17 protein-coding genes and 1 riboswitch are annotated in these 20,023 nt (G+C 46.6%); of the genes, 3 read left to right on the plus strand and 14 right to left on the minus strand.

Going from position 1 to position 20,023, the window contains the following annotated elements; all coding sequences use genetic code 11:
* Positions 1-5: 5 nt before the first annotated feature.
* From AF331_RS22720 to AF331_RS07640, 3 genes are all read right to left on the minus strand, one after another.
* Complete coding sequence (locus AF331_RS22720; RefSeq protein WP_162838950.1) at positions 6-143, minus strand: hypothetical protein; 138 nt, start codon at positions 141-143, stop codon at positions 6-8.
* The gene (locus tag AF331_RS22725; RefSeq protein WP_162838951.1) at positions 140-301 is read right to left on the minus strand and encodes a hypothetical protein; all 162 of its coding nucleotides are present in this window, start codon (positions 299-301) and stop codon (positions 140-142) included. The genes AF331_RS22720 and AF331_RS22725 overlap by 4 nt, the downstream gene beginning before the upstream one ends.
* 82 nt (positions 302-383) lie before the next feature.
* Entirely contained in the window at positions 384-1,736 is a 1,353-nt protein-coding gene (locus tag AF331_RS07640) for a TrkH family potassium uptake protein (RefSeq protein ID WP_053427492.1), read from the minus strand.
* 231 nt (positions 1,737-1,967) lie between these two features.
* Between AF331_RS07640 and AF331_RS07645 the strand changes: the two genes are divergently transcribed.
* A complete protein-coding gene (locus AF331_RS07645; RefSeq protein ID WP_048004262.1) occupies positions 1,968-2,168 on the plus strand; it encodes an alpha/beta-type small acid-soluble spore protein in 201 nt (66 codons plus the stop codon).
* Between the two features lie 40 nt (positions 2,169-2,208).
* Here the strand turns inward: AF331_RS07645 and AF331_RS07650 are convergent, their stop codons facing one another.
* The 5 genes from AF331_RS07650 to AF331_RS07670 all read right to left on the minus strand — a co-directional run bounded on the left by AF331_RS07650 (position 2,209) and on the right by AF331_RS07670 (position 9,335).
* Positions 2,209-3,366 carry an anti-sigma-I factor RsgI family protein gene (locus AF331_RS07650; protein ID WP_053427493.1) on the minus strand — a complete coding sequence of 386 codons (1,158 nt, stop codon included), beginning with the start codon at positions 3,364-3,366 and terminating at the stop codon, positions 2,209-2,211.
* On the minus strand, positions 3,366-4,109 hold the full coding sequence (sigI, locus tag AF331_RS07655) for an RNA polymerase sigma factor SigI (protein WP_053427494.1): 744 nt from the start codon (positions 4,107-4,109) through the stop codon (positions 3,366-3,368). The genes AF331_RS07650 and sigI overlap by 1 nt, the downstream gene beginning before the upstream one ends.
* 450 nt (positions 4,110-4,559) lie before the next feature.
* On the minus strand, positions 4,560-5,324 hold the full coding sequence (locus AF331_RS07660) for a TerC family protein (RefSeq protein WP_048004265.1): 765 nt from the start codon (positions 5,322-5,324) through the stop codon (positions 4,560-4,562).
* Between the two features lie 98 nt (positions 5,325-5,422).
* A riboswitch (yybP-ykoY riboswitch) is annotated at positions 5,423-5,519 on the minus strand.
* A gap of 61 nt (positions 5,520-5,580) precedes the next feature.
* Positions 5,581-6,045, minus strand: coding sequence for a hypothetical protein (locus AF331_RS07665; RefSeq protein ID WP_200908239.1), 465 nt, complete (start codon positions 6,043-6,045; stop codon positions 5,581-5,583).
* A gap of 212 nt (positions 6,046-6,257) precedes the next feature.
* Positions 6,258-9,335 (minus strand): efflux RND transporter permease subunit, encoded by a 3,078-nt coding sequence (locus AF331_RS07670; protein WP_053427495.1) that lies wholly within the window; start codon positions 9,333-9,335, stop codon positions 6,258-6,260.
* Between the two features lie 170 nt (positions 9,336-9,505).
* On the opposite strand from AF331_RS07670, the gene AF331_RS07675 reads away from it, so the two are divergent.
* Positions 9,506-10,363 (plus strand): hypothetical protein, encoded by an 858-nt coding sequence (locus AF331_RS07675; RefSeq protein WP_053427496.1) that lies wholly within the window; start codon positions 9,506-9,508, stop codon positions 10,361-10,363.
* Here the strand turns inward: AF331_RS07675 and nhaC are convergent.
* The 3 genes from nhaC to AF331_RS07690 form a co-directional block, all read right to left on the minus strand.
* The gene (gene nhaC, locus AF331_RS07680; protein ID WP_053427497.1) at positions 10,360-11,754 is read right to left on the minus strand and encodes a Na+/H+ antiporter NhaC; all 1,395 of its coding nucleotides are present in this window, start codon (positions 11,752-11,754) and stop codon (positions 10,360-10,362) included. The two genes, AF331_RS07675 and nhaC, sit on opposite strands and share 4 nt — an antisense overlap.
* Before the next feature lie 358 nt (positions 11,755-12,112).
* Entirely contained in the window at positions 12,113-13,060 is a 948-nt protein-coding gene (locus tag AF331_RS07685; protein ID WP_082346802.1) for an EAL domain-containing protein, read from the minus strand.
* A 206-nt stretch (positions 13,061-13,266) separates the two neighbouring features.
* Positions 13,267-14,835: a peptide chain release factor 3 gene (locus AF331_RS07690; RefSeq protein ID WP_053427498.1), complete on the minus strand. Its 1,569-nt coding sequence runs from the start codon at positions 14,833-14,835 to the stop codon at positions 13,267-13,269.
* Between the two features lie 303 nt (positions 14,836-15,138).
* On the opposite strand from AF331_RS07690, the gene AF331_RS07695 reads away from it, so the two are divergent.
* On the plus strand, positions 15,139-16,356 hold the full coding sequence (locus AF331_RS07695; RefSeq protein ID WP_053427499.1) for a NupC/NupG family nucleoside CNT transporter: 1,218 nt from the start codon (positions 15,139-15,141) through the stop codon (positions 16,354-16,356).
* A gap of 90 nt (positions 16,357-16,446) precedes the next feature.
* Here the strand turns inward: AF331_RS07695 and AF331_RS07700 are convergent, their stop codons facing one another.
* The 3 genes from AF331_RS07700 to AF331_RS07710 form a co-directional block, all read right to left on the minus strand.
* Positions 16,447-17,922 (minus strand): UDP-N-acetylmuramoyl-L-alanyl-D-glutamate--2,6-diaminopimelate ligase, encoded by a 1,476-nt coding sequence (locus tag AF331_RS07700; RefSeq protein ID WP_053427500.1) that lies wholly within the window; start codon positions 17,920-17,922, stop codon positions 16,447-16,449.
* A 127-nt stretch (positions 17,923-18,049) separates the two neighbouring features.
* Complete coding sequence (locus AF331_RS07705) at positions 18,050-19,075, minus strand: M42 family metallopeptidase (RefSeq protein WP_053427830.1); 1,026 nt, start codon at positions 19,073-19,075, stop codon at positions 18,050-18,052.
* 102 nt (positions 19,076-19,177) lie between these two features.
* On the minus strand, positions 19,178-19,993 hold the full coding sequence (locus AF331_RS07710; protein ID WP_053427501.1) for a YihY/virulence factor BrkB family protein: 816 nt from the start codon (positions 19,991-19,993) through the stop codon (positions 19,178-19,180).
* Positions 19,994-20,023 lie beyond the last annotated feature (30 nt).

Below are 20,023 nucleotides of genomic sequence, written 5' to 3' on the forward strand. Positions count from 1 at the left end.
ATCGCTTAACATTTTTTATTTGCTTCTTTTTTCTTTAATTCCTTACGGGATGCTTCCATTAATTTGGCCGCATTCATGTCCCCGAATTCAAGACCGAACTCTTCACGTACGTTCAGTTCGTTTTTCTTTTCATGTTTCTTCATTGTCCATTCCCCTGTTTGCCGTGTTTGGAATTGCGGTTTGCCGCCTTCCCAGGGTCTTCTCCATTCATGAATTCTGAAGATACTTCTGTTTCCTGTTTATTCTTCTTGGGGGTCATGTTGTTCTTCTCTGCTGCATCCCATTGGGCTTTTCGTTTCATCTTCATTCAGCTCCTTTAAGGATATCTTCCCCTCAGGTGCACGGAGACATACTGAAAACGATTGCCAAGAGCGTCTTCAGCATCAACCGATGATCAGACGTTCTTTCGGATAATGATAATTTGCTTTTTTCTCTTTACCGCCGATCATGAACAGGAATGAAAGGATCCCTACCCGTCCGATGAACATGAGGATCATGATGACACATTTGCCTATGGCGCTCAAATCCGGGGTGATCCCAAGTGATAATCCAGTTGTTCCGAAGGCAGAACAAACTTCAAAGATGATTTCAATAAGGGTATGATCTTCCGTGATGGTCAAAATGATCACAGAGGTGAAGCATAGCAGCACTGCCACCATGGTGACGACCAGGGATTTCAGTACGTCCTGCTGGTGGATTTCCCTCCGGAAGATCTTGATGGTCTGATTCCCTTTGGCAAAATGATAAAGGAATAAAAGGTTCAACGCGAAGGTCGTGGTCCTGATCCCCCCTCCGACGGAACTTGGAGAGGCACCGATGAACATCATCCCGCTCAGCATCATGAGCGTCGGAAGTGAAAATTCGGCAAGGTTCATGGTGGCGAGTCCACCGCTCCTTGTCGATGCCGACTGGAAGAACGCATAGAAGAATGCTTCATGCCAGCTCATCCCTTGGAAAAAGTGATTGAATTCCATCACGATGATCAAGAGGGTACCCACGATGAGCAAGAGCCCGAATGTCGTGGTGGTGATTTTTGTGAACAAAGAAAAATGATGCCGTTTTTTCTCTTTATTCATGATGAAATTCTTGACCTCGATCAATACAGGGAACCCAATGGCCCCTAAGGTGATCAAAAGCACGGTGATCACCTGTACAAAATAATCATGCTTGAATGGTATGAAGGATTGTCCGGTTATGTCGAAACCGGCATTGGTGGTGGCACTGACGGATGCGAATAACCCGTGCATATATGCTTCCTGCCAAGATGGATAATAACTTAAGAAATAGGTTCCCAACACAACGGCTCCCACGATTTCGATAAGGATGACCAACAGGAGGATCTGCTTGAGCAGATTCACCAATCCCGACAGATTCATCTGATTCTGATCGGTCATGATCAGCTGCCTTTCTTTGAGTCCGATCCGCTTCCCCAACAACAACCAGAAAAAGGTCCCGAGGGTCATGATGCCGATACCCCCGAACTGGAGGACAAAGATCAGAATGAAAATCCCCAATGTGTTGAACGTATCGGGCGTACTGACAACGGACAACCCCGTCACGCTTACGGCACTGACAGCAGTGAACAGCGCATCGATGAAACTCCAATCCGCCCCTCTTTTATGAGCCACGGGCAGGCTCAGCAATAGGGTTGAAAGGGTGATGGCCAATAAGTAGTAGGTGACGATCACACGCGTTGGTGTTAATTTGCTTATATGTAATTTGAGTTTGAGCCACATAGCGTCGTTTCCTTTCCAATATGGTGTTACCTACCTTATCTTAAAGAATTCCACCCGAGATTGAAAGGAAAACCTTAAATAATAGTGTACCTGAAATTCAAATGTGTGATACACCCGTCCAAACTCTTCAACTTCCTCGAAATTTTACCACACATGAACATCTGCCTTTATCAAATAATATCCTTACAGAAGCATATTGTTTCTAGTACAAATAGACAGGAGGAGACAAGCATGGCACGAAGCAGCAATAAATTATTGGTTCCTGGTGTGGAGCAATACCTTGATCAAGTTAAATATGAAATCGCTCAGGAATTCGGTGTAAACCTTGGTTCAGACACTGTAGCCCGTTCAAACGGATCAGTTGGCGGAGAAATCACTAAGCGTCTGGTACAACAAGCTCAATCACATTTATCTGGACAATCAACTAAATAATATGGATAACAAAAGCCGGCAGTTTCTGCCGGCTTTTTCTTTAATCATCTTGTTTATGGTTCTTTTTCCAGCCTTCCTTCTTGCCCCGGTCCTCTCCCCTTTTGCCTGGGTTTTTATCCCCTTTTGGACCTTCTTTTTCCTTCATGCGACGGTCGTGTTTATCTGCTTCCTTCTGTTTGCCGCCCTGTTTGTTCTTTTTTTCCTGCTGACCTGGAGGTGACCATTCCCCTTGCTTGCCTGCCTTATCCTGCTTGTCGTTTCCCCGTTCCTGCTTTTCCTCGGACTTGTCAGGCTGGGAGGGACCTCTTTTTGAGCGGTTATCTTCCTTTTTCCCGTTATCTTGTTTCACCGGAGGATCTGCTTTTTGTCTGGGGGCAACTTCTTTTTTCTCTTCTTTATCTGTATTTTCTCTTCTGTCTGCATCTTCATTTTTCGTTTTGTCTTTGGCCGGTGGTTGAACAGAAGGTTTGTCATCCCCTTCGGGTTCCACCGTCTCCACCTTATGCTCTGGAGTTTCGTCGACCGGGTTCTCTTCCTCTTTCATCAAGTGCCCTGCAGTCACCCCTTTTTCATGAGCCTCTTTCCGTTCTTCCCGGCTGGCTTCTTTATAGGTGATGGTTACGGGTCTCGATTGATTCTCATCTTTGATCATCGTATAAATGCTTTTAATAAAGCTCTCTTTCGCTTTTCCATCTTTTTCTTCGGGAAATGAAGAAGTCATATAGATGTGATCCGTGTCGGTGAAGTATCCCATCTCTTCACATAAATCAAAGATCTTCGCAGTAACCTTCTCTGCTTCTGCGTTTCGCCATTTCTGAAGGGAGGATAGGATTTCATCTCCTTCTTCATTGTACGAAACGATATCAAGCACCTGTTTTTCCTCATCCAGTGTCAATTCGAGACTCGGATTGATGTCGAGCGACACGTAGGCATATGCCTTCCTGTCCTCGGTCAATGTGCTTGGAAGCAGGATGAGCAGAAGAGCAAAGACTGCACATGAAGCGAGAAGCACCTTCCAATGCATCCTCCCTGATCGGCGTCCTGCATTGAACCGTTCACCCGTTACTGGAAAAAAGGGGATCTCTTCACCGATCGTATAATGTTGATGAGGATGCTTCTTCCCTTTGATGAACTCCCCTTCAGCGGTCATCATAACGAGGGAATCCGACTTGATATCCATGATGATCCCTTTTTTCATCAGCCTAACCTGCCTTTTAAGTAATCCTTTAAATAAACATAATCGCCCATCAGAATCACACACATGGCGATGATGTACTTTCGATTCCGTTCTATGGTCTTCCTGCTCACACTTACCGTCTTTTCTAATTTTTTTATCGGTAAACGCTTTTTCGCCAGCAGGTAGTCCTTGAATTCCATTTCATTTACGACGATCCTGGAGATATTGATGGCATTCATCCGTGCGTCTTCATGCTTTGGTGAAGCATCGATCAGATCTTCAAAGGTGAGATTGTATTCTTCCAGCTGTTTTGTGAACTGCAAGATTTCCTCCCGCCTTAGCCTCGCATCCTCTTTTCTCTGATACTCATCGACTGCTGCTAACTGCTCGATATGAAGTGACGGAAGATCTTCATCGTCCGTATTGTTCATGTCCACGCTAATATCCTGATATTTCCCATTTTTACGGATATAATCAATGACCTTCCTCTTGATGATCACTTCTGAAAAGCTGATGAATGATGAACCCTTTTCAGCATTGTACTTGACGATCGCATCGTGAAAGGCGATCAACCCGATGCTGAATTCATCATCGCTCTCGGTAATATATCGTTTACAGACGGAGGATACCGTCTTTTTTATGAATGGCTTGTATTCATCCAACAGACTTGAAAGTAATTCTTCTTCTCCGTTTTGGATCCGGACCGCTTTTTCCTCGATGGTCGTCTTTCTTTTGACCAGCGAGAGCAATAATAGATTGAGCATCGGTTCCCCTCCATCCTGCACCCTATTATACTAAGAAGCACCCTAGTTTCAAAGGATATACCCACAGGAAAGGGTTGACATTCAACCTTATGATGAAAACAATCGATTGATTCTTTAAAGGATTTTCGTACAATCCGGAGTTTTTGAGGGGGTCATATGTAATAAAGGGCTTTGCACAAGATTAAAGAGGTACCATTTCATGTCGAACAGGAATACTCTAGGTTCTTTATAGCGCGTATGATTTCCGTGCAAGACTACACTTTCCGCTGGTAACCCGTGATCCCCCTCAGGGTCTCACATGAGCTCCTCTTCCCGCAGTAGCCTTCGTCTTGAAACAATGAACTATGAGGGGTCAAGAAACAACTAAAAAAACCGAATTCATTTGCCTACGATCAGGCAGATGAATTCGGTTTTTACTCTGGCTAAGAAACGTTTGTCTCAGTCTGTTTTTCAAGACCCTGTTTGGGCTGCATTTGCCCGCTTCTTCGATAAGAGATATCCGCCGATGGAAAGGATGATCAATACGGTCCAGAAGATCAGCTTCCATACTTTGGACTCAGGGAAATGATGATCCAGTATCGCGACATCCGGGTGAGCAAGGGTGAACACGGCAAGCTTCACGCCGACCCAGCCTACGATGAGGAATGCTGCAGATTCGAGTGTCGGATATTTTTCCAGAAGCTTGACGAACCATGTAGCAGCGAATCGCATGATCACAAGACCGATGACACCGCCTAGGAACATGATGGTGAACTGTCCACCATCGATTCCCCCTACTTCAAACCATCCTGTTGGTCTAAGTGTTACGGCCAAGGCCACAGCGGCCAACATGGAGTCTACCGCAAAGGCGATATCCGCAAGCTCGACTTTCAAGACAGTCATCCAGAAACCTGAACCTTTGTTCTCGGCGTTATCGATTGCCCCTTCACCCTTACGCTTCTTGATGAAGTGATGGATGGCGACGTAGAACAGATAAATGGCTCCGATTGCCTGCACCTGCCATACATTCACGAGGAATGAGATGAGGAAAAGGGCGGCGAAACGGAAGATAAAAGCACCCATCAGCCCATAGAACAACGCTTTCTTCCGCTGCTCTTCAGGTAGATGTTTGACCATGACGGCCATTACGACTGCATTATCGGCTGCAAGGATTCCTTCCAGTCCGATGAGGATGAGAAGTACCCATCCATACTCTAATAACATTGATGCATCCATACTATAAGTCCCTCCCAATGATAAGATTAGTTTTCCATTAGGCAAGGATTTTATCAAAAGAAAAAGACCCTTGCCTAAATAAGGCAAAGGTCTTGCTTAGCATAATCGATATGCCAACAAAGCCGATGGGCGTAACCCATGAACTGACGACTTTGTTTAGGTGTGAACCTATAGCTACTCCCCTTTGACAGGTAGAAAACGTTAAATTTTATACCTAAATCGTACCTTATTTCCCACAGGAAGTAAAGAATTAAATTTATCTGGTGAACCGGATCACGATTGCCCTTACCAAAAAGCCGGCCGCCACTCCAGGAATGACGAACAGCATCGGAAGGAAAATGGGTCCGATGAATGCTCCGAACAGATGGACTTTCGGGGAGACCATCAGGCCAACCGTCACAAAGTAAGCCGAAAAAACAAACGGAAGATAGCTGAGTTTTTCCTTTTGATTTGAAGCAATTTTATACGCATCCCACATCGCAAACATGTATAGACACGGATAAAACATCAACCATTGATAATCGATGACCCCAGCGGCTTTTTCCGTCTCACCCAAAAAACTGTACATGATGGCCAGGTTGAAGTCGCTCATGACATTGATGAAAATTTCTAAAAGGACCAGAAGCGCCCCTTTGAACCACAATCCGACTAGAAGCTGAGGAAAGCCAGGAAGTGCAATGCTCCAAAGAATGGCTTCAAGTTTTGTAATGGATGATTTCACGCGGCATCTGCCTCACGTTCACTGGTAATGGGTGATGGATGGAAAATGGCATTCTGGACTCCTCCTAGCTTCTTCTCCCCCTATTGTGACCAATCTCACTCCAAATATGTCAGCACACCTCAATTCGGTCGCTCTTGTCGTTCACCGTTCAGAGCGCTACGAATCCTTTGCCAGCAAAAAAACCGAACCCTTTGAGGGTCCGGCTCCATTACTTAATCCATTCTTTTCCTTGATGCTCTTCTTCGTGTCTCTTTATCGAATAGGCTGTAGATGACAGGAATGATGTACACCGTCAGAAGCGTACTGGTGAGTAACCCTCCAATTACGGCAATGGCCATTGGCTGATTGATTTCCGTCCCTTCACCCAACCCAAGGGCAAGAGGCACCAGTCCAAGGATCGTCGTTAACGCCGTCATGAGTATCGGGCGGATCCGGTCCTGTGCAGATGTGACAATGGCTTCAAAGCTCCCCATCCCGTCTTCCTTGCGCTGTTTGATGTAATCAACGATGACGATGGCGTTGTTCACGACAATACCTGCAAGTATGATCACACCGATCACGGCGGGAACGCTGATTGGGGTATCCGTCAGGAATAGGGCCAGTGCGACTCCGATGACCATGAGCGGAACCGTGAACATGATAACGAACGGATACTTGAATGATTCAAACTGAGCCGCCATGACTATGTATACCAAGACAAGAGCCAATAAAAGGGCGAGGATCATATCATTGATTGAATCGTCAAGAAGCTCTTTTTCCCCAGAGAAGGATACTTGGGTTTCATCAGGAAGATCGAGCTTGTCGATTTCCTTTTCCACCTTATTGGATATCGTTCCGAGGTTCGTACCAGAAGAATAATTGACCGTGAATTGAACAGCCGACTGCTGATCGATCCGTTTGATGCTCACCGGTCCGTCTTCAATAGAGAAATCAACGACAGAATCAAGTTTGATGAATTTCCCCTGACCATTAGGAATCAGGAGTTTCTTCAACGAATCCAGGTTTTCGGTGATGTCACGGTCATATTTAACAAATACGCTCACGACTTCTGAATCCTCCGTGACGATCTGTGTAGCCGTTACCCCTCTGGTCACATCCTGAACCAACGAGCCGATTTGGGAAGGAGCGAGTCCTTGATCGAGTGCCTTCCCGCGGTCAACCTTCATCTGGACTTCTTTGATCGTTTCCATGCGATCGGTCGTGACTTCGTTTATGTCATCCATGCCTTCTAATTTCTTTTGAAGCTTTTCAACTCCATTATCCAGCCGCTTCTCATTTGTATCTCTCAGATTGAAGGTAAGGGTCTGAGGGCTGGAACCGGAAGTGGATTGTAGATTGAATACGATGTTTGCCGTATCATTTTGTTCTTGAGCCGCTTTCTCCAGCTTAGGTTTTACTTCATCGGCAAATGAAAAGATGGACTGCTCACGTTCGTCAAAAGGCTTCATCTTCACATAAATTTCTGCAATATTCCCTGACTTGCCTCCCCTGAATGATTGCTCTTGATCAGTCCCCACGAGGCTGACAGCTGTCTGTACGTTCGTTTCGTTTTCAAGTTTTTCTTCGATCGCTTTGACTACTGCATTCGTTTCATTGACCGAAGAACCGTTCTCGAGTTCTACCCTCATGGTGAAGAATCCTTCATCTGTTGCCGGCAGGAATTCCGTACCAACCTTTGTGGCTCCCCAGCTGCTCATGCCGAGCAGGATAAGGGTAGCCAGGAGGACAATGGTTCGATGGGACAGGGTCCACTCCACCGATCGCTTGAACCGGCTGCGGGACTTCGATCTTCTTCTTCTTGCTTCAAGGTTCCCTTTCGGCTCCTTCAGCATGTGGCTTGCCATCATCGGTACAACGGTAAGGGCCACTACGAGTGAGGCGAAGAGGCTGAAGGATATCGTCAAGGCGAATTCAGTGAAGATTTCCCCTATGAGTCCGGAAATGAACACGACGGGAAGGAAGACCGCGACAGTTGTCAGAGTCGAAGCAGTGATGGCTCCTCCCACTTCCTTTGCACCTTCACTGGCTGCCTGTTTCCGTGATTTCCCCATGGAAAGGTGTCTGTAGATGTTTTCAATGACGACAATCGAGTTGTCGACGAGCATCCCGATACCGAGTGCGAGGGCACCAAGGGTCATGATATTCAGGCTGAAGCCTGCAAAGAACATCAGAACAAATGTCACGACCACTGAATATGGAATGGAAACGCCGACGATCAAAGGACTTCTGACATTCCTCAAGAAGAGGAAGAGAACAATCATGGCAAACACGCCGCCGAGAAGAAGGGAATTCGTGATGCTTCCGATAGCGTCGGTGATGTAATCTCCTTGGTCGAACAACACTTCTGCATCTACATCTTTATACTGTTCCTGTTTGAGAAGGGTATCCAATTCCTTCTGGAATGCCTTTGACACCGTAGCAGTATTGGCATCCGATTGTTGAAGCACGCTGAACAGCACGGCGGACTCTTGATCGGCCCGGGTGTATGTATTATCATCCACCGGTTTCATTTCCACTTCTGCCACATCGGAAAGGGGAACGTTCTTGCCCGTTTTGGGATTGACCGTTACGGTGAGTTCTTTGATTTCCTTCACGGACTTCAGTTCACTCATGACGCGTGTCGTGAGTGTCTTCCCGTCCGTATCGATTGTATCTCCCGGAGATGTGATGTTATTGCTGCGAAGGGTATTCACGACATCATTCTGGCTCAGCCCTTTTTTCTCAAGAGCTTCCTGATCAAGATTGACGGTGATTTCATCTTCAAACGAACCCGTGACATTTACGTTGGCGACTCCTGGTACACGGTTGAGTTCGAGCTTCATCCGCTCCGCCAACGTCCGAAGGGCATTACTATCCCCATCCGCTTTCAGTGAAAACTGGATGATGGGGAATTGGGCCGGGTCGAATTTGAGGAATCTCGGCTTTTCCGCTTCGTCCGGTAGCGGTGCCTGATCGATCCGCTGCAGCACATCATTCTCGATATCTTCAATGGATGTGGACCATGAGAACTCCATAAGGATGAAATTCGATCCTTCTTGCGCAGTCGATTGGACGTTTTTCAACCCAGGCAGTGTGGAAAGGCTTTCTTCAAGGGGCTTCGTTACTTTTTCCACCACTTCCTGTGGTCCTGCCCCTGGGTACGATGTTACGACCACTCCGACAGGTGGATTAAGATCCGGGATCAGCTTAAGGGGGATCCTGGACAGGGATACCCCTCCTAGAATCAGGATCAGGATCATGGTGACGATTGTGAATACCGGTCTACGTATGGAAAAATCACTTATTTTCAAACGGTGTCTTTCCCCTTTCTCTATTATCTTGTTGATAGTATCAACTATAAAGGGTAAAGGAAAATCCTTCAATCTATAAGATGCCACTGCATCATATTGTGCGCCTATCGTCATAATTCCTATCTTTCTGCAAACAATACACATAACCTCTCATGTAAGGAGAACGAATGATGACCAATTCCCTCCCGTTTTTGATTCTCGTCATACTTTCATTGATGGTCCTCGGGTTCCTCATGATGACAAATCGGGATCAAGCCGGTAGGATCATCGTCTTCTGGCTTTTCATCTCTGGATTGGCTTATGTGTTTGAGTTCCTTATTTTCATACTCGGTGGAAGCTATGAATACGATCCCGCCATCCTTTCCAATCAATATAATGACAGCGTCCTCGGTTCCATAAGCTCCCAAGCGTTTTCAGTGCCTATTTCCCTGACCGTCATCGCCGTCAAGCGTTTGAAGTTCGGCTGGATCCTGCTTATCATCGCGCTCTTTTACTTCATTGAAACTTGGTTCGTATCAGTAGGCATATACCAACATTTCTGGTGGAAAAGCATCTATACGAGCATATTCCTCCTTCTCGGGGCTTACCTTTCAAAGAAATGGTGGATGAGGATGGCAGACCCGGGGTTGGAAAAACTTCATTTTATCACGCTCTATTTTTCACTGTCTGTACTAACTCTTTCCATTTCATGGATTTTATCTCCATTGCTTGATCTTTACAAAATCCCCTTGTCCCTCTTTTCAGACGAAATGAGGAATTCCATTACGGGGAACAGCATTTATTCGTGGGTATGCAATTACCTTTACACCCTGAATATCTTTTATCGCCCAAACAGTACCGGGGCGTTCTGGATCACCTTATTGATCCTGATGACCCTCGATTATGGACTGATTCATTTCAATTTCCTTGCAATTCGTGGAATGGGTGGGATCTTCACGTTACCCCTTTTCCATATCGCCATGCTTCTTCTAGGTAAGAAGCTTTTCGACTGGTATGGACATGAGCTAAAAAAAACCGCTGAGCATTAACGCTCAGCGGTTTTTCCGTCAGTTTTCGTAATCGTCCAACCCGTGAAGCCGAATAGAATGGTCAGAATGGGAGACAGAAGGCAGAAGAATGCAAACGGAAGATAGGTGAGTGTCGGTACACCTAGCACCTCTGCAATGAAGATGCCACTCACTCCCCATGGAACAAGTGCGTTGATGACCGTTCCTGCATCTTCAAGGGTCCTGGAAAGATTCTTCGGATGAAGCCCGATTTTTTTATACTGCTCCTGGAATGCTTCTCCCGTCAACAAGATGGATAGGTATTGCTCCCCAATGGCAAAATTCAATCCGATTGCCGTCAAGGCCGTAGTAAAGATTGTCCTGCTCGCAGACTGAAGGATGGAGCTGACCTTCTCCAAGAGGACAGGTATGATCCCCAGCTTGAATAGAAGTCCCCCAAGGCTCAAAGAAAGGATGACAAGGCCAATGGTAAACATCATGCTGTCGATTCCGCCCCTTGTTAACAGGGCATCAAGGGCTTCATTTCCGGACTTTGAAACATATCCGGAGAACAACGCATTCAAGATGGCCTTTCCACCCAACATTCCGTGAATGAAGGCCAGACAGGTTGACACGACAATGTTGATGGCAAGCGTCAGCAAAGCGGGAACCTTCATCATCACCATGACGACAAGGAGGAGCAACGGGATCAGACTGTACCAATGGATAACCCCCGTTTCTCCTAATGCCTGTTTTAGGGCATCCAGATCACCAAGACCTGCACTCTTTCCGTTAGGTGACAAAACGGCAAACAATATCAATGAAATGATGAAGGCGGGGATCGTGGTCCAAGCCATATTCCTAATGTGTTCAAAAAGGTCCACCTTTACGACGGAAGATGCAAGATTCGTGGTATCGGATAATGGTGACATCTTATCCCCGAAAAACGCACCGGAAACGATGGCCCCTGCTGTGATCCCCATGGATAATCCCATGGTTTCAGAAATCCCGATGATGGCGACACCGATCGTTGCCGCTGTAGTCAAGGAGCTACCAACAATCACTCCACAAAGAGCGGTAATCAAAAAGGCAATGGCATAAAAATAAGCGGGGGTGAGGAATGAAAATCCACCATACATGATCGTTTGGATCGTACCGCTTGTTAACCAGCTCCCCACGAGCATCCCGATGAATATGAACAGGAGAATGGCACCCAGGCCACCTTGAATGCCCGAGAGCATCCCTTCCTCTATTGATTTAAAGGTGACCTTTCTGGCCAATCCGTAAATGATGAGAAGGATGAGGGCAACGGCAATCGGAATATGAGGGACCGTCTCCAGTTTGATAAGAAACGTACCGATCATCGATAAAACAATGATGAGGATGAAGGCCGCTTCCCAGACTTTCGGTGTGTTTGAAATATGTTTGTTCAACGTGTGTCACTTCCTTATCTATGCTGTTTGCGGGAAGGGACGAAAAAAAGAACCCTCTCCCTGAAATAGGGACGAAGAGCTCTCCGCGGTACCACCCTAATTGGAACGGCCTTTAGCGTATAACACCTAAGGGGCCATCCCCACTTTATCTTTCCGATCCCTTTTTAGAGGTTTCCCTCCAGAAGCAGTGTAATTCACTTAAAAGGAACTCAAGGCTTTCACCAAACCGCCTGATCTCTGATTGCTGTTCCCTTCAACCTACTATGCTGGTTCAAGATCGTTCACTCTCACTATTTTCCTTAAACGCTTTTAAGCACTAAAGTAATATATGAGTATTTTATCACGGTTTTGATTTTTGTCAATCAAAAGTGAATGAAGGAATCAACGGACGCTCCATGGGCTTCCCAATAAAATAGCCTTGAGCAAGATCGATGCCGATGCTGCGGCAATAATCGAGTTCTTCTTTTCTCTCGATTCCTTCCCCGAGCACCGTGATGCCTCGATCGCGTGCCAGATGGATAATTTTCCGTAAAAAGGCCTGCTTGTCTGGATTTTCATCACAATGATCAATGTAGGAGCGGTCGATTTTTACATAATCTGGATTAAGGAGGGTTAGGAGTTCAGGATCTGCAAATCCAGAGCCCACATCGTCGAGTGCCACCCTCATCCCTTCTCTTTTATATACATTCAATACCTTTTTCAAATGATCAATGTCTTCGATTTTCTCGGTTTCTACGACTTCGAACACAAGATCATTCGGGTCGACCCCAAAATCTTCCACAATCTGGAATGTGTGACGCAAACAAAATTCCGGATTGTAGATGGTGGATGGGAGGAAATTGATAAAGCTCTTCACTCCACGTGGAACGTACTTACTCTTCGCTTCAATGGCTGCTCGCCTCGCTTTCTGATCAAGCATGGAGTGGAAGCCTGTAAGGGATGCTGCTTTGAATAAAAGTCCAGGATTCAGTGCCCTTGAATTACTCCTCAATAATGATTCATATCCGTAAATTTCCCCAGATGCGATATTGATAATAGGTTGGAGATGGCTGATGAATGTTTCAGACTGGATCAACGTGACGATCTCTTCATATTTAAGCCGGTAGTCGAGTTCAGATGCAGTCATCTGGTGATTTCCATTCAGATGAACCAGAATTTCATTGGAATGATCAGCAAGTGACTTCGCCACCCCCTCCAACTCTTCCTTGGACCGATAGACGAACGTTTGCCCGATCGATGGTACATTCAATTGTCCTTTGGATTCATACTGCATGGTCACACCGCAATGGATGCACGTGGTTTTCATATGTCTCCCTCATTTCACAAGTCTTTCCTTCAATACTAAATCTTTTTACCTATATAAAGCCAGTTTTTTCACTTTATATGTTGAAAAATATTCATTTCCGTCTGCATCCACCCTTTAACATAAGTCCATTTACCCCTTCTTCATTTCACTATCTGCACGATTCAGGTACGCAAAAAAGCCGCAGCAACAGGCTGCGGCTTTTTTTCTTAGAGCAAGCTATACAATTTGATTTCAGGGTGTTTATCTTGGAACCATCTCATGGCAAAGTCATTTTCGAACAAGAAGACCATTTGACCATGGCGATCCTTCACCAACATGCTTCGCTGACTGGACATTGTGTCCTTCACATCTTCCTCGTTCTCGATCCAGCGTGCGATTTTGGATCCGACGGATTCCATCTTCACATCTACATTGTACTCATTCTTCATCCGGTGCTCGAATACTTCGAACTGAAGCTGTCCGACAGCCCCCAGGATGATATCCTCTGTACGCGTTTTGTAGTACTGGATGGCCCCTTCCTGGACAAGCTGGAGGATCCCTTTTTGGAAGTGCTTCTGCTTCATGACGTTCCTCGCCGTCACCCGCACGAATAATTCAGGGGTGAACTGTGGCAGTTTTTCGTACTGGAAGTTCTTCTTCCCTTGTACAAGGGTATCTCCGATCTGATAGGTCCCCGTATCGTATACCCCTATGATGTCCCCGCTGACCGCTTCATTGACGGTGCTTCGATCATCTGCAAGGAATTGGGTCGATTGACTGAGCTTGATCGGCTTGCCTGTTCGAGGCAGATTGACCGTCATCCCACGCTCGAACTGACCTGAGCAAATCCGTACGAAGGCGATCCTGTCGCGGTGGGCAGGGTTCATATTCGCTTGGATCTTGAATACGAAACCGGAGAATTCTTCTGCTGTCGGTTCAATTTCCCCTGCATCCGAATTTCGAGGTTGAGGCGACGGGGCGAACTGCAGATACGTTTCTAGGAATGTCTGTACCCCGAAGTTCGTCAAAGCACTGCCGAAGAATACAGGAGAGAGTTCTCCTGAGGCAATCCGGTCCTTCGAGAATTCATTCCCTGCTTCGTTCAATAGAAGGATGTCCTCAAGGGCCTGCTGATACAAGCCGCTTTCAGTCAGTGGATGTTCACCGGCAATCTCTCCTTCGTCGTTAAGGGAAATGAAACGATCATCTTCCTCGACACGGAATTGTTCGATGCGATTATGGAAACGATCATAAATACCGAGGAATTCTTTTCCCATTCCGATCGGCCAGTTCATTGGGTACGATTGGATGCCCAGTACTTCTTCGAGCTCTTCCAACAGTTCCAACGGTTCGCGTCCCTGGCGGTCAAGTTTATTGATGAAAGTGAAGATCGGAATCCCTCTCATGCGGCACACTTTGAACAGCTTAAGCGTCTGTGCCTCGATCCCTTTCGCGGAATCGATGATCATCACGGCACTATCAACGGCCATGAGGGTCCGGTACGTATCTTCGGAGAAATCCTGGTGACCAGGGGTATCAAGGATGTTGACGCGGAAATCGTTATAGTCGAAGGCCATGACGGAACTTGTGACCGAGATGCCCCGCTGCTTTTCAATTTCCATCCAGTCGGATGTGGCATACTTCCCGGTCTTTTTCCCTTTGACCGTCCCCGCTGCGCGGATGGCTCCCCCGAACAGCAGCAGTTGCTCTGTCAGAGTGGTTTTACCGGCATCCGGATGGGATATGATCGCAAATGTACGTCTTGATTTTACTTCTTCAATAATGTCTATTTTCATTAGTTCTTTCCTTTCTTGTCGTACTCACTTTCCCATCATATTCTTTCTATAGTTACTTTGCAATAAATCTCTGATGTTCAGTTCCATTTCCACACTACAGGAATACCTTTTCCTTCCATTATCCCCAAAAAGTTTTTATCTCACCTGGATTATGTATGCCTTTTCATGAAAACGCTATATATGTGCACACTAACCTACACAGATGTACGTACTTCTTGAAAATTGGTGGTTGTCAGACTTCTGAAAGAACTGTAAAATAAAAAACCGAACAACCAGAAAAACATACTATTAAGAGGTGACAGAATGCAGTATTTATGGGGGATTTTTGGAATTTTAGTTGTGTTGGGAATCGGCTTTCTCTTCTCATCCGATAAAAAGCGCATCAACTATCGGAGCGTGATCGGCGGGCTCATCATACAGATCATTTTTGCCTTCCTTGTATTGGAAACATCGTGGGGCCAAAGTGGACTCAAGTGGCTAACTCTTGGAATCAATGAAATCATCAACTATTCCAATGAAGGGATTAATTTCTTATTCGGTGGGTTATTCACTGAAAAATCCGGGATAGGCTACGTGTTTGCTTTCAATGTGCTTCCAGTCGTTATTTTCTTCTCGGCTCTCATCTCCGTATTGTACTACCTGAATATCATGCAGTTCTTCATCAAAATCATCGGAGGAGCGCTTTCGAAGCTTCTTGGTACCCGGAAAGCTGAATCCCTTTCAGCCGCGGCCAATATCTTCGTAGGACAGACGGAAGCTCCGCTTGTGGTCAAGCCTTACCTTTCTACTATGACAAAGTCTGAACTTTTCGCCGTCATGACAGGTGGACTGGCTTCCGTTGCAGGGTCCGTCCTCGTGGGCTATTCCCTTTTAGGCGTGCCTCTCGAGTACCTGCTAGCCGCAAGCTTCATGGCTGCACCTGCAGGACTCGTCATGGCCAAGCTATTCGTCCCTGAAACTGATGATACGCCTGAACCTGACAGCTTCAAAATGGAAGCAGACTCTGATTCTGCCAACGTCATCGATGCAGCTGCCAAAGGGGCAAGCGTAGGGTTGCAGCTTGCCTTGAATATTGGGGCGATGTTGCTAGCGTTCATTGCGCTTGTCGCTTTGATTAATGGAATCCTCGGCTTGATTGGGGGAGTATTCGGTTATTCCGACCTTACCCTTGAGCTGATCCTGGGCTATGTCTTCGCTCCACTTGCATGGGCGATCGGTGTGCCTTGGAGCGAAGCGGTCACGGCAGGTAATTTCATCGGTCAAAAGCTCGTGATCAACGAATTCGTTGCGTATTCCAATTTTGCCCCTGTACTTGGTGACCTATCTGACAAAGCGGTTGCGATCATTTCCTTCGCCCTTTGTGGTTTCGCCAACGTATCTTCTCTTGGAATCCTTCTTGGCGGACTGGGTAACTTAGCACCGAATCGTCGTCCTGAGATCGCCAAATTGGGGTTACGTGCAGTCCTTGCCGGCGCTCTCGCATCCCTTCTCAGTGCGGCAATCGCCGGAATGTTTGTCTAATCTCTTTCGTACCGTTTAAGGGTTCCCTATGGGGGAACCCTTTTTCCATGCAAAAAACCGGCCGGGGAGTGATTCCCGGCCGTTTTTTTTTCATGAATGATTCACGTACTTGGTACGGCTCTCGTCTATGGCAATCTGTTTGTCACTATGCGGATATTTGGTGTTTTCAATGATTTGGTAGTCTTCATGCCCTTTTCCTGCGAAGATGATGATATCACCTGGTTCAGATACCTCAATGGCATGCTTGACGGCTTCGCCTCTGTCCCCGATCAGGGCATATTGATCATGCTGCATGCCTTTCTCCAGGTCCTTAAGGATGCTATCATATTCCTCGAATCTTGGGTCATCCGTCGTCAGGATCACATAGTCGGCAATCGAGGCTTTTTCTGCCATCGTCGGGCGTTTCGACTTATCGCGGTTTCCACCCGTACCGACAAGGAAGATGATTTTGTTTTCTTTGAAGGGCATGACGGATTCGATCGCTTTTTCAATGGCATCCGGTGTATGGGCATAGTCGATGTAGACCGATAAAGGTGCTTCCATCTCTACTTTTTGCATCCGTCCGTCCACCGGCGGGAGGTCACGGAAGATTTCAACGATCCGTTCGACCTTCATTCCTTTTGCGAACAGTGAGGCCATGGCTGTCAACGCATTATAAACGTTGAACCGGCCAAGAAGCTTCATCTCGACCTCAGACACTCCTTCAGGGGATCGGAGGTTGAACGTCGTTTTATCGTTATAGTACTCGACGTTCTCAGCCTTGAAGTCGGCATGTGCGTCAATACCATAGCTGATGACTTCATGGGCGGTCATATTACTGTATCGCTCATACCATTCTTCATCTGCATTCAAGACGACATATTTAGGCTTATCCAGCGTTTGCCCCAACTGGGAGAATAATAGCCCTTTTGCATATCCATAATGTTCCATCGTCCCATGATAATCAAGATGGTCATGACTTAGATTCGTAAAGGCCACTACGTCGAAGTCCACTCCCCACAGGCGGCCGAGTGTGAGGCCGTGAGAGGATACTTCAAGTGTGAAGTTGTCTATCCCCTTATCGAGTGCTTCCCGGATCATCTGCTGATTCGTAAGGTTATCACATGTCGTATTTTCACTGGGGAAGAGCTCACCATCCAGATTGAATCCGATGGTCCCGGACAGTGCCGATCGTTGACCATCACGCTTCAGGATCGAATGGATGAGATTGGTCACCGTCGTTTTGCCGTTCGTGCCCGTAATACCGAACATATTCATCTTCTGTGATGGATAATCATAGTACTTGTTGGAAAGGAGCGCCAGTGCCTTGAAGGAATCCTTCACAACGACAAGGGCCGCTTTGGACTCATCGATATCGAGGCGCTTTTCTGCAATGATGAGACGGGCACCTTTCTCAACTGCCCCTTGTGCAAAATCATGTCCGTCGACTGTGTATCCCTTTGTACAGACGAATACGCTGCCTTCCGTCACTTTCCTGGAATCCACGAAGATTCCGTTCACCTCTTCAGGCAGTTCTCCATATATCGTTTTCATCTTCATGCTTTCAAGTAATGTGTATGTATTCATTATTCGTACCTCTTTTATTTTTAAAGTTGTATCTATTTTACCTTACCATCGTTCATTTGATAAGAGAAATACATCCTGCATCCCCTATCCTATATAAAAACCTTCCACACAAAGTGGAAGGAAATCTTTACGCATCTACCATGGATGAGCGGACATAGTGCCAAAGCAGGGTTTCTGTATGGAGGATCGATGATTCATGCGTGCGTTCATACGCATGGGATGAATCGATTCCTGCACCGATCAGCCCGTGGACGATATCGAAGCCTGCCCTGATTGCGGCTGAAGCATCGGATCCATAATACGGATAGATATCGACCTTGTAATCAAGTCCATTTTCTTCTGCCAGTCTTACCAGATGTTTCCTCAGTCCGTAATGATAGGGTCCGCTGGAATCTTTTGCACAGATGGAAACCGTGTATTCATCCGTGGATTGCCCATCGCCGATTGCTCCCATGTCGACAGCGAGGTATTCGACCGTTTCGGCAGGGATATTCGAATTTCCCCCATAGCCGATTTCTTCATTGTTCGAGATGAGGAAGTGAGTCGTGTACGGCAGTGTGATCCCCTCAGAACGAATATGCCTGATCAGTTTCATGAGCATGGCCACACTCGCCTTATCGTCAAGATGTCTCGACTTGATGAATCCACTATCGGTAATCTCAGCACGTGGATCGAATGATACAAAGTCGCCGACTTCAATGCCCAGAGCCCTGACTTCTTCATCATTTCGGACCTTTTCATCGATCCGCACCTCGATATTCACCTCATCCCTCTTCGCTTCACCCGCATCTTTGTAAACATGGACAGAGGTTTGGTGCATGAGGATCGTGCCGGTGTATATTTTACCGGAAGAAGTCTCGATCTTACAGTTCTCCCCTTCAACGGCATTCCATCTGAATCCGCCGATCATGGAGAGGCGGAGACGGCCATTTCCCTTCACTTCTTTGACCATGGCACCAAGGGCATCCACGTGGGCTGTCAGCATCCGGTGACGGCTTTGATCCTCTCCCTGGATCGTGACGAGGAGCGCTCCCTTATGATTCCTCTTCATCTCAAGTCCAAGGCCACCAAGCTCATCTTCAACAAAACGGATGATCTCCTGTGTGTTGCCAGAAGGACTCGGGATTTCTACAAGCTGCTTGATCAGTTCCATCGTATTCTTTGCATGTGGATATGTATTCAACTGACTCCCTCCTTTATTCCATTATAGAACGAATTCCCCATTTACGACAGAAAAAATAACCTCCGGACTTCTTCAGCCGGAGGTACGATTGCGCTTGATGGAGATGGTTCCGTTCAGCAGGCCGCCGATGAGAAGGATCGTCGATGAAAGATAGAACCAGACCATCAAAGTTATGACACTCCCCATCTGTCCGTAGAATTGGGAGTAGTCCGTCAATTTCACATAGGAACCGTACAGCCAGGAAACACACTGCCAGCCGAATGTAGCGACAACGGCCCCGGGAACTACATACCGTAGGAGCATCCTTTTACTCGGCACGACATAATAGAGGAATAGAAACAAAAAGAACATGAAGACCGAACTCAGTCCCCACTTCCCGATGACCCACAGGGGCTCCCATTCCCCTGTGATCCTCCCCTCCGCAATACGTGTATGCCGTATGAACTCCTCCACAATCGGAACGATGAGGGAGAAAGAGATCAGGATCATGAATCCCACCGTCAAGAGGAAATCATAGAAGAGGGCGACAATGAACGGCTGTTTGCGCTGGATGCCGTAGGCCTGATTCATCGACCTCACCATGGATTGTACCGCCATGGAGGAAAGCCAGAACGTGAAAATGAGGGAGAGAGATAATACATCCCCTCGTTGATTGTAGAGGACCCTTTCTACATTCTTCTCTATGATGTCATAGGAATTTTCAGGGGCAAACGGCTTGATCAGCAACAGCACATTCGTTTCGGAAATCGGCAGATAGCTGATCAACGAAAACACAAATAGCAAAAAAGGAAATAAAGACAATAGCAGATAGTAGGCAAGCTGTGCCGCCTGATCGTAAAAGCGCTCCTGGAAAAACCGACTGAAAACCTGTTTGATATAATCATTCATGATGTTCATTCCCCTCATACGAGTTGATAC

This window comes from Rossellomorea marisflavi (assembly GCF_001274775.1).
GTDB classification, from domain to species: Bacteria; Bacillota; Bacilli; order Bacillales; family Bacillaceae_B; genus Rossellomorea; species Rossellomorea marisflavi.

Bases quoted from the DNA above. Each gene is read 5' to 3' on its own strand.
- AF331_RS07710 (WP_053427501.1), bottom strand. From the start codon at position 19,993: ATGAATGATTATATCAAACAGGTTTTCAGTCGGTTTTTCCAGGAGCGC.
- AF331_RS07690 (WP_053427498.1), bottom strand. From the start codon at position 14,835: ATGAAAATAGACATTATTGAAGAAGTAAAATCAAGACGTACATTTGCG.
- AF331_RS07640 (WP_053427492.1), bottom strand. From the start codon at position 1,736: ATGTGGCTCAAACTCAAATTACATATAAGCAAATTAACACCAACGCGT.
- AF331_RS22720 (WP_162838950.1), bottom strand. From the start codon at position 143: ATGAAGAAACATGAAAAGAAAAACGAACTGAACGTACGTGAAGAGTTC.
- AF331_RS07695 (WP_053427499.1), top strand. From the start codon at position 15,139: ATGCAGTATTTATGGGGGATTTTTGGAATTTTAGTTGTGTTGGGAATC.
- AF331_RS07705 (WP_053427830.1), bottom strand. From the start codon at position 19,075: ATGGAACTGATCAAGCAGCTTGTAGAAATCCCGAGTCCTTCTGGCAAC.
- AF331_RS07700 (WP_053427500.1), bottom strand. From the start codon at position 17,922: ATGAATACATACACATTACTTGAAAGCATGAAGATGAAAACGATATAT.
- AF331_RS22725 (WP_162838951.1), bottom strand. From the start codon at position 301: ATGAAACGAAAAGCCCAATGGGATGCAGCAGAGAAGAACAACATGACC.
- AF331_RS07645 (WP_048004262.1), top strand. From the start codon at position 1,968: ATGGCACGAAGCAGCAATAAATTATTGGTTCCTGGTGTGGAGCAATAC.
- AF331_RS07660 (WP_048004265.1), bottom strand. From the start codon at position 5,324: ATGGATGCATCAATGTTATTAGAGTATGGATGGGTACTTCTCATCCTC.
- AF331_RS07675 (WP_053427496.1), top strand. From the start codon at position 9,506: ATGACCAATTCCCTCCCGTTTTTGATTCTCGTCATACTTTCATTGATG.
- AF331_RS07685 (WP_082346802.1), bottom strand. From the start codon at position 13,060: ATGAAAACCACGTGCATCCATTGCGGTGTGACCATGCAGTATGAATCC.
- AF331_RS07650 (WP_053427493.1), bottom strand. From the start codon at position 3,366: ATGAAAAAAGGGATCATCATGGATATCAAGTCGGATTCCCTCGTTATG.
- sigI (WP_053427494.1), bottom strand. From the start codon at position 4,109: ATGCTCAATCTATTATTGCTCTCGCTGGTCAAAAGAAAGACGACCATC.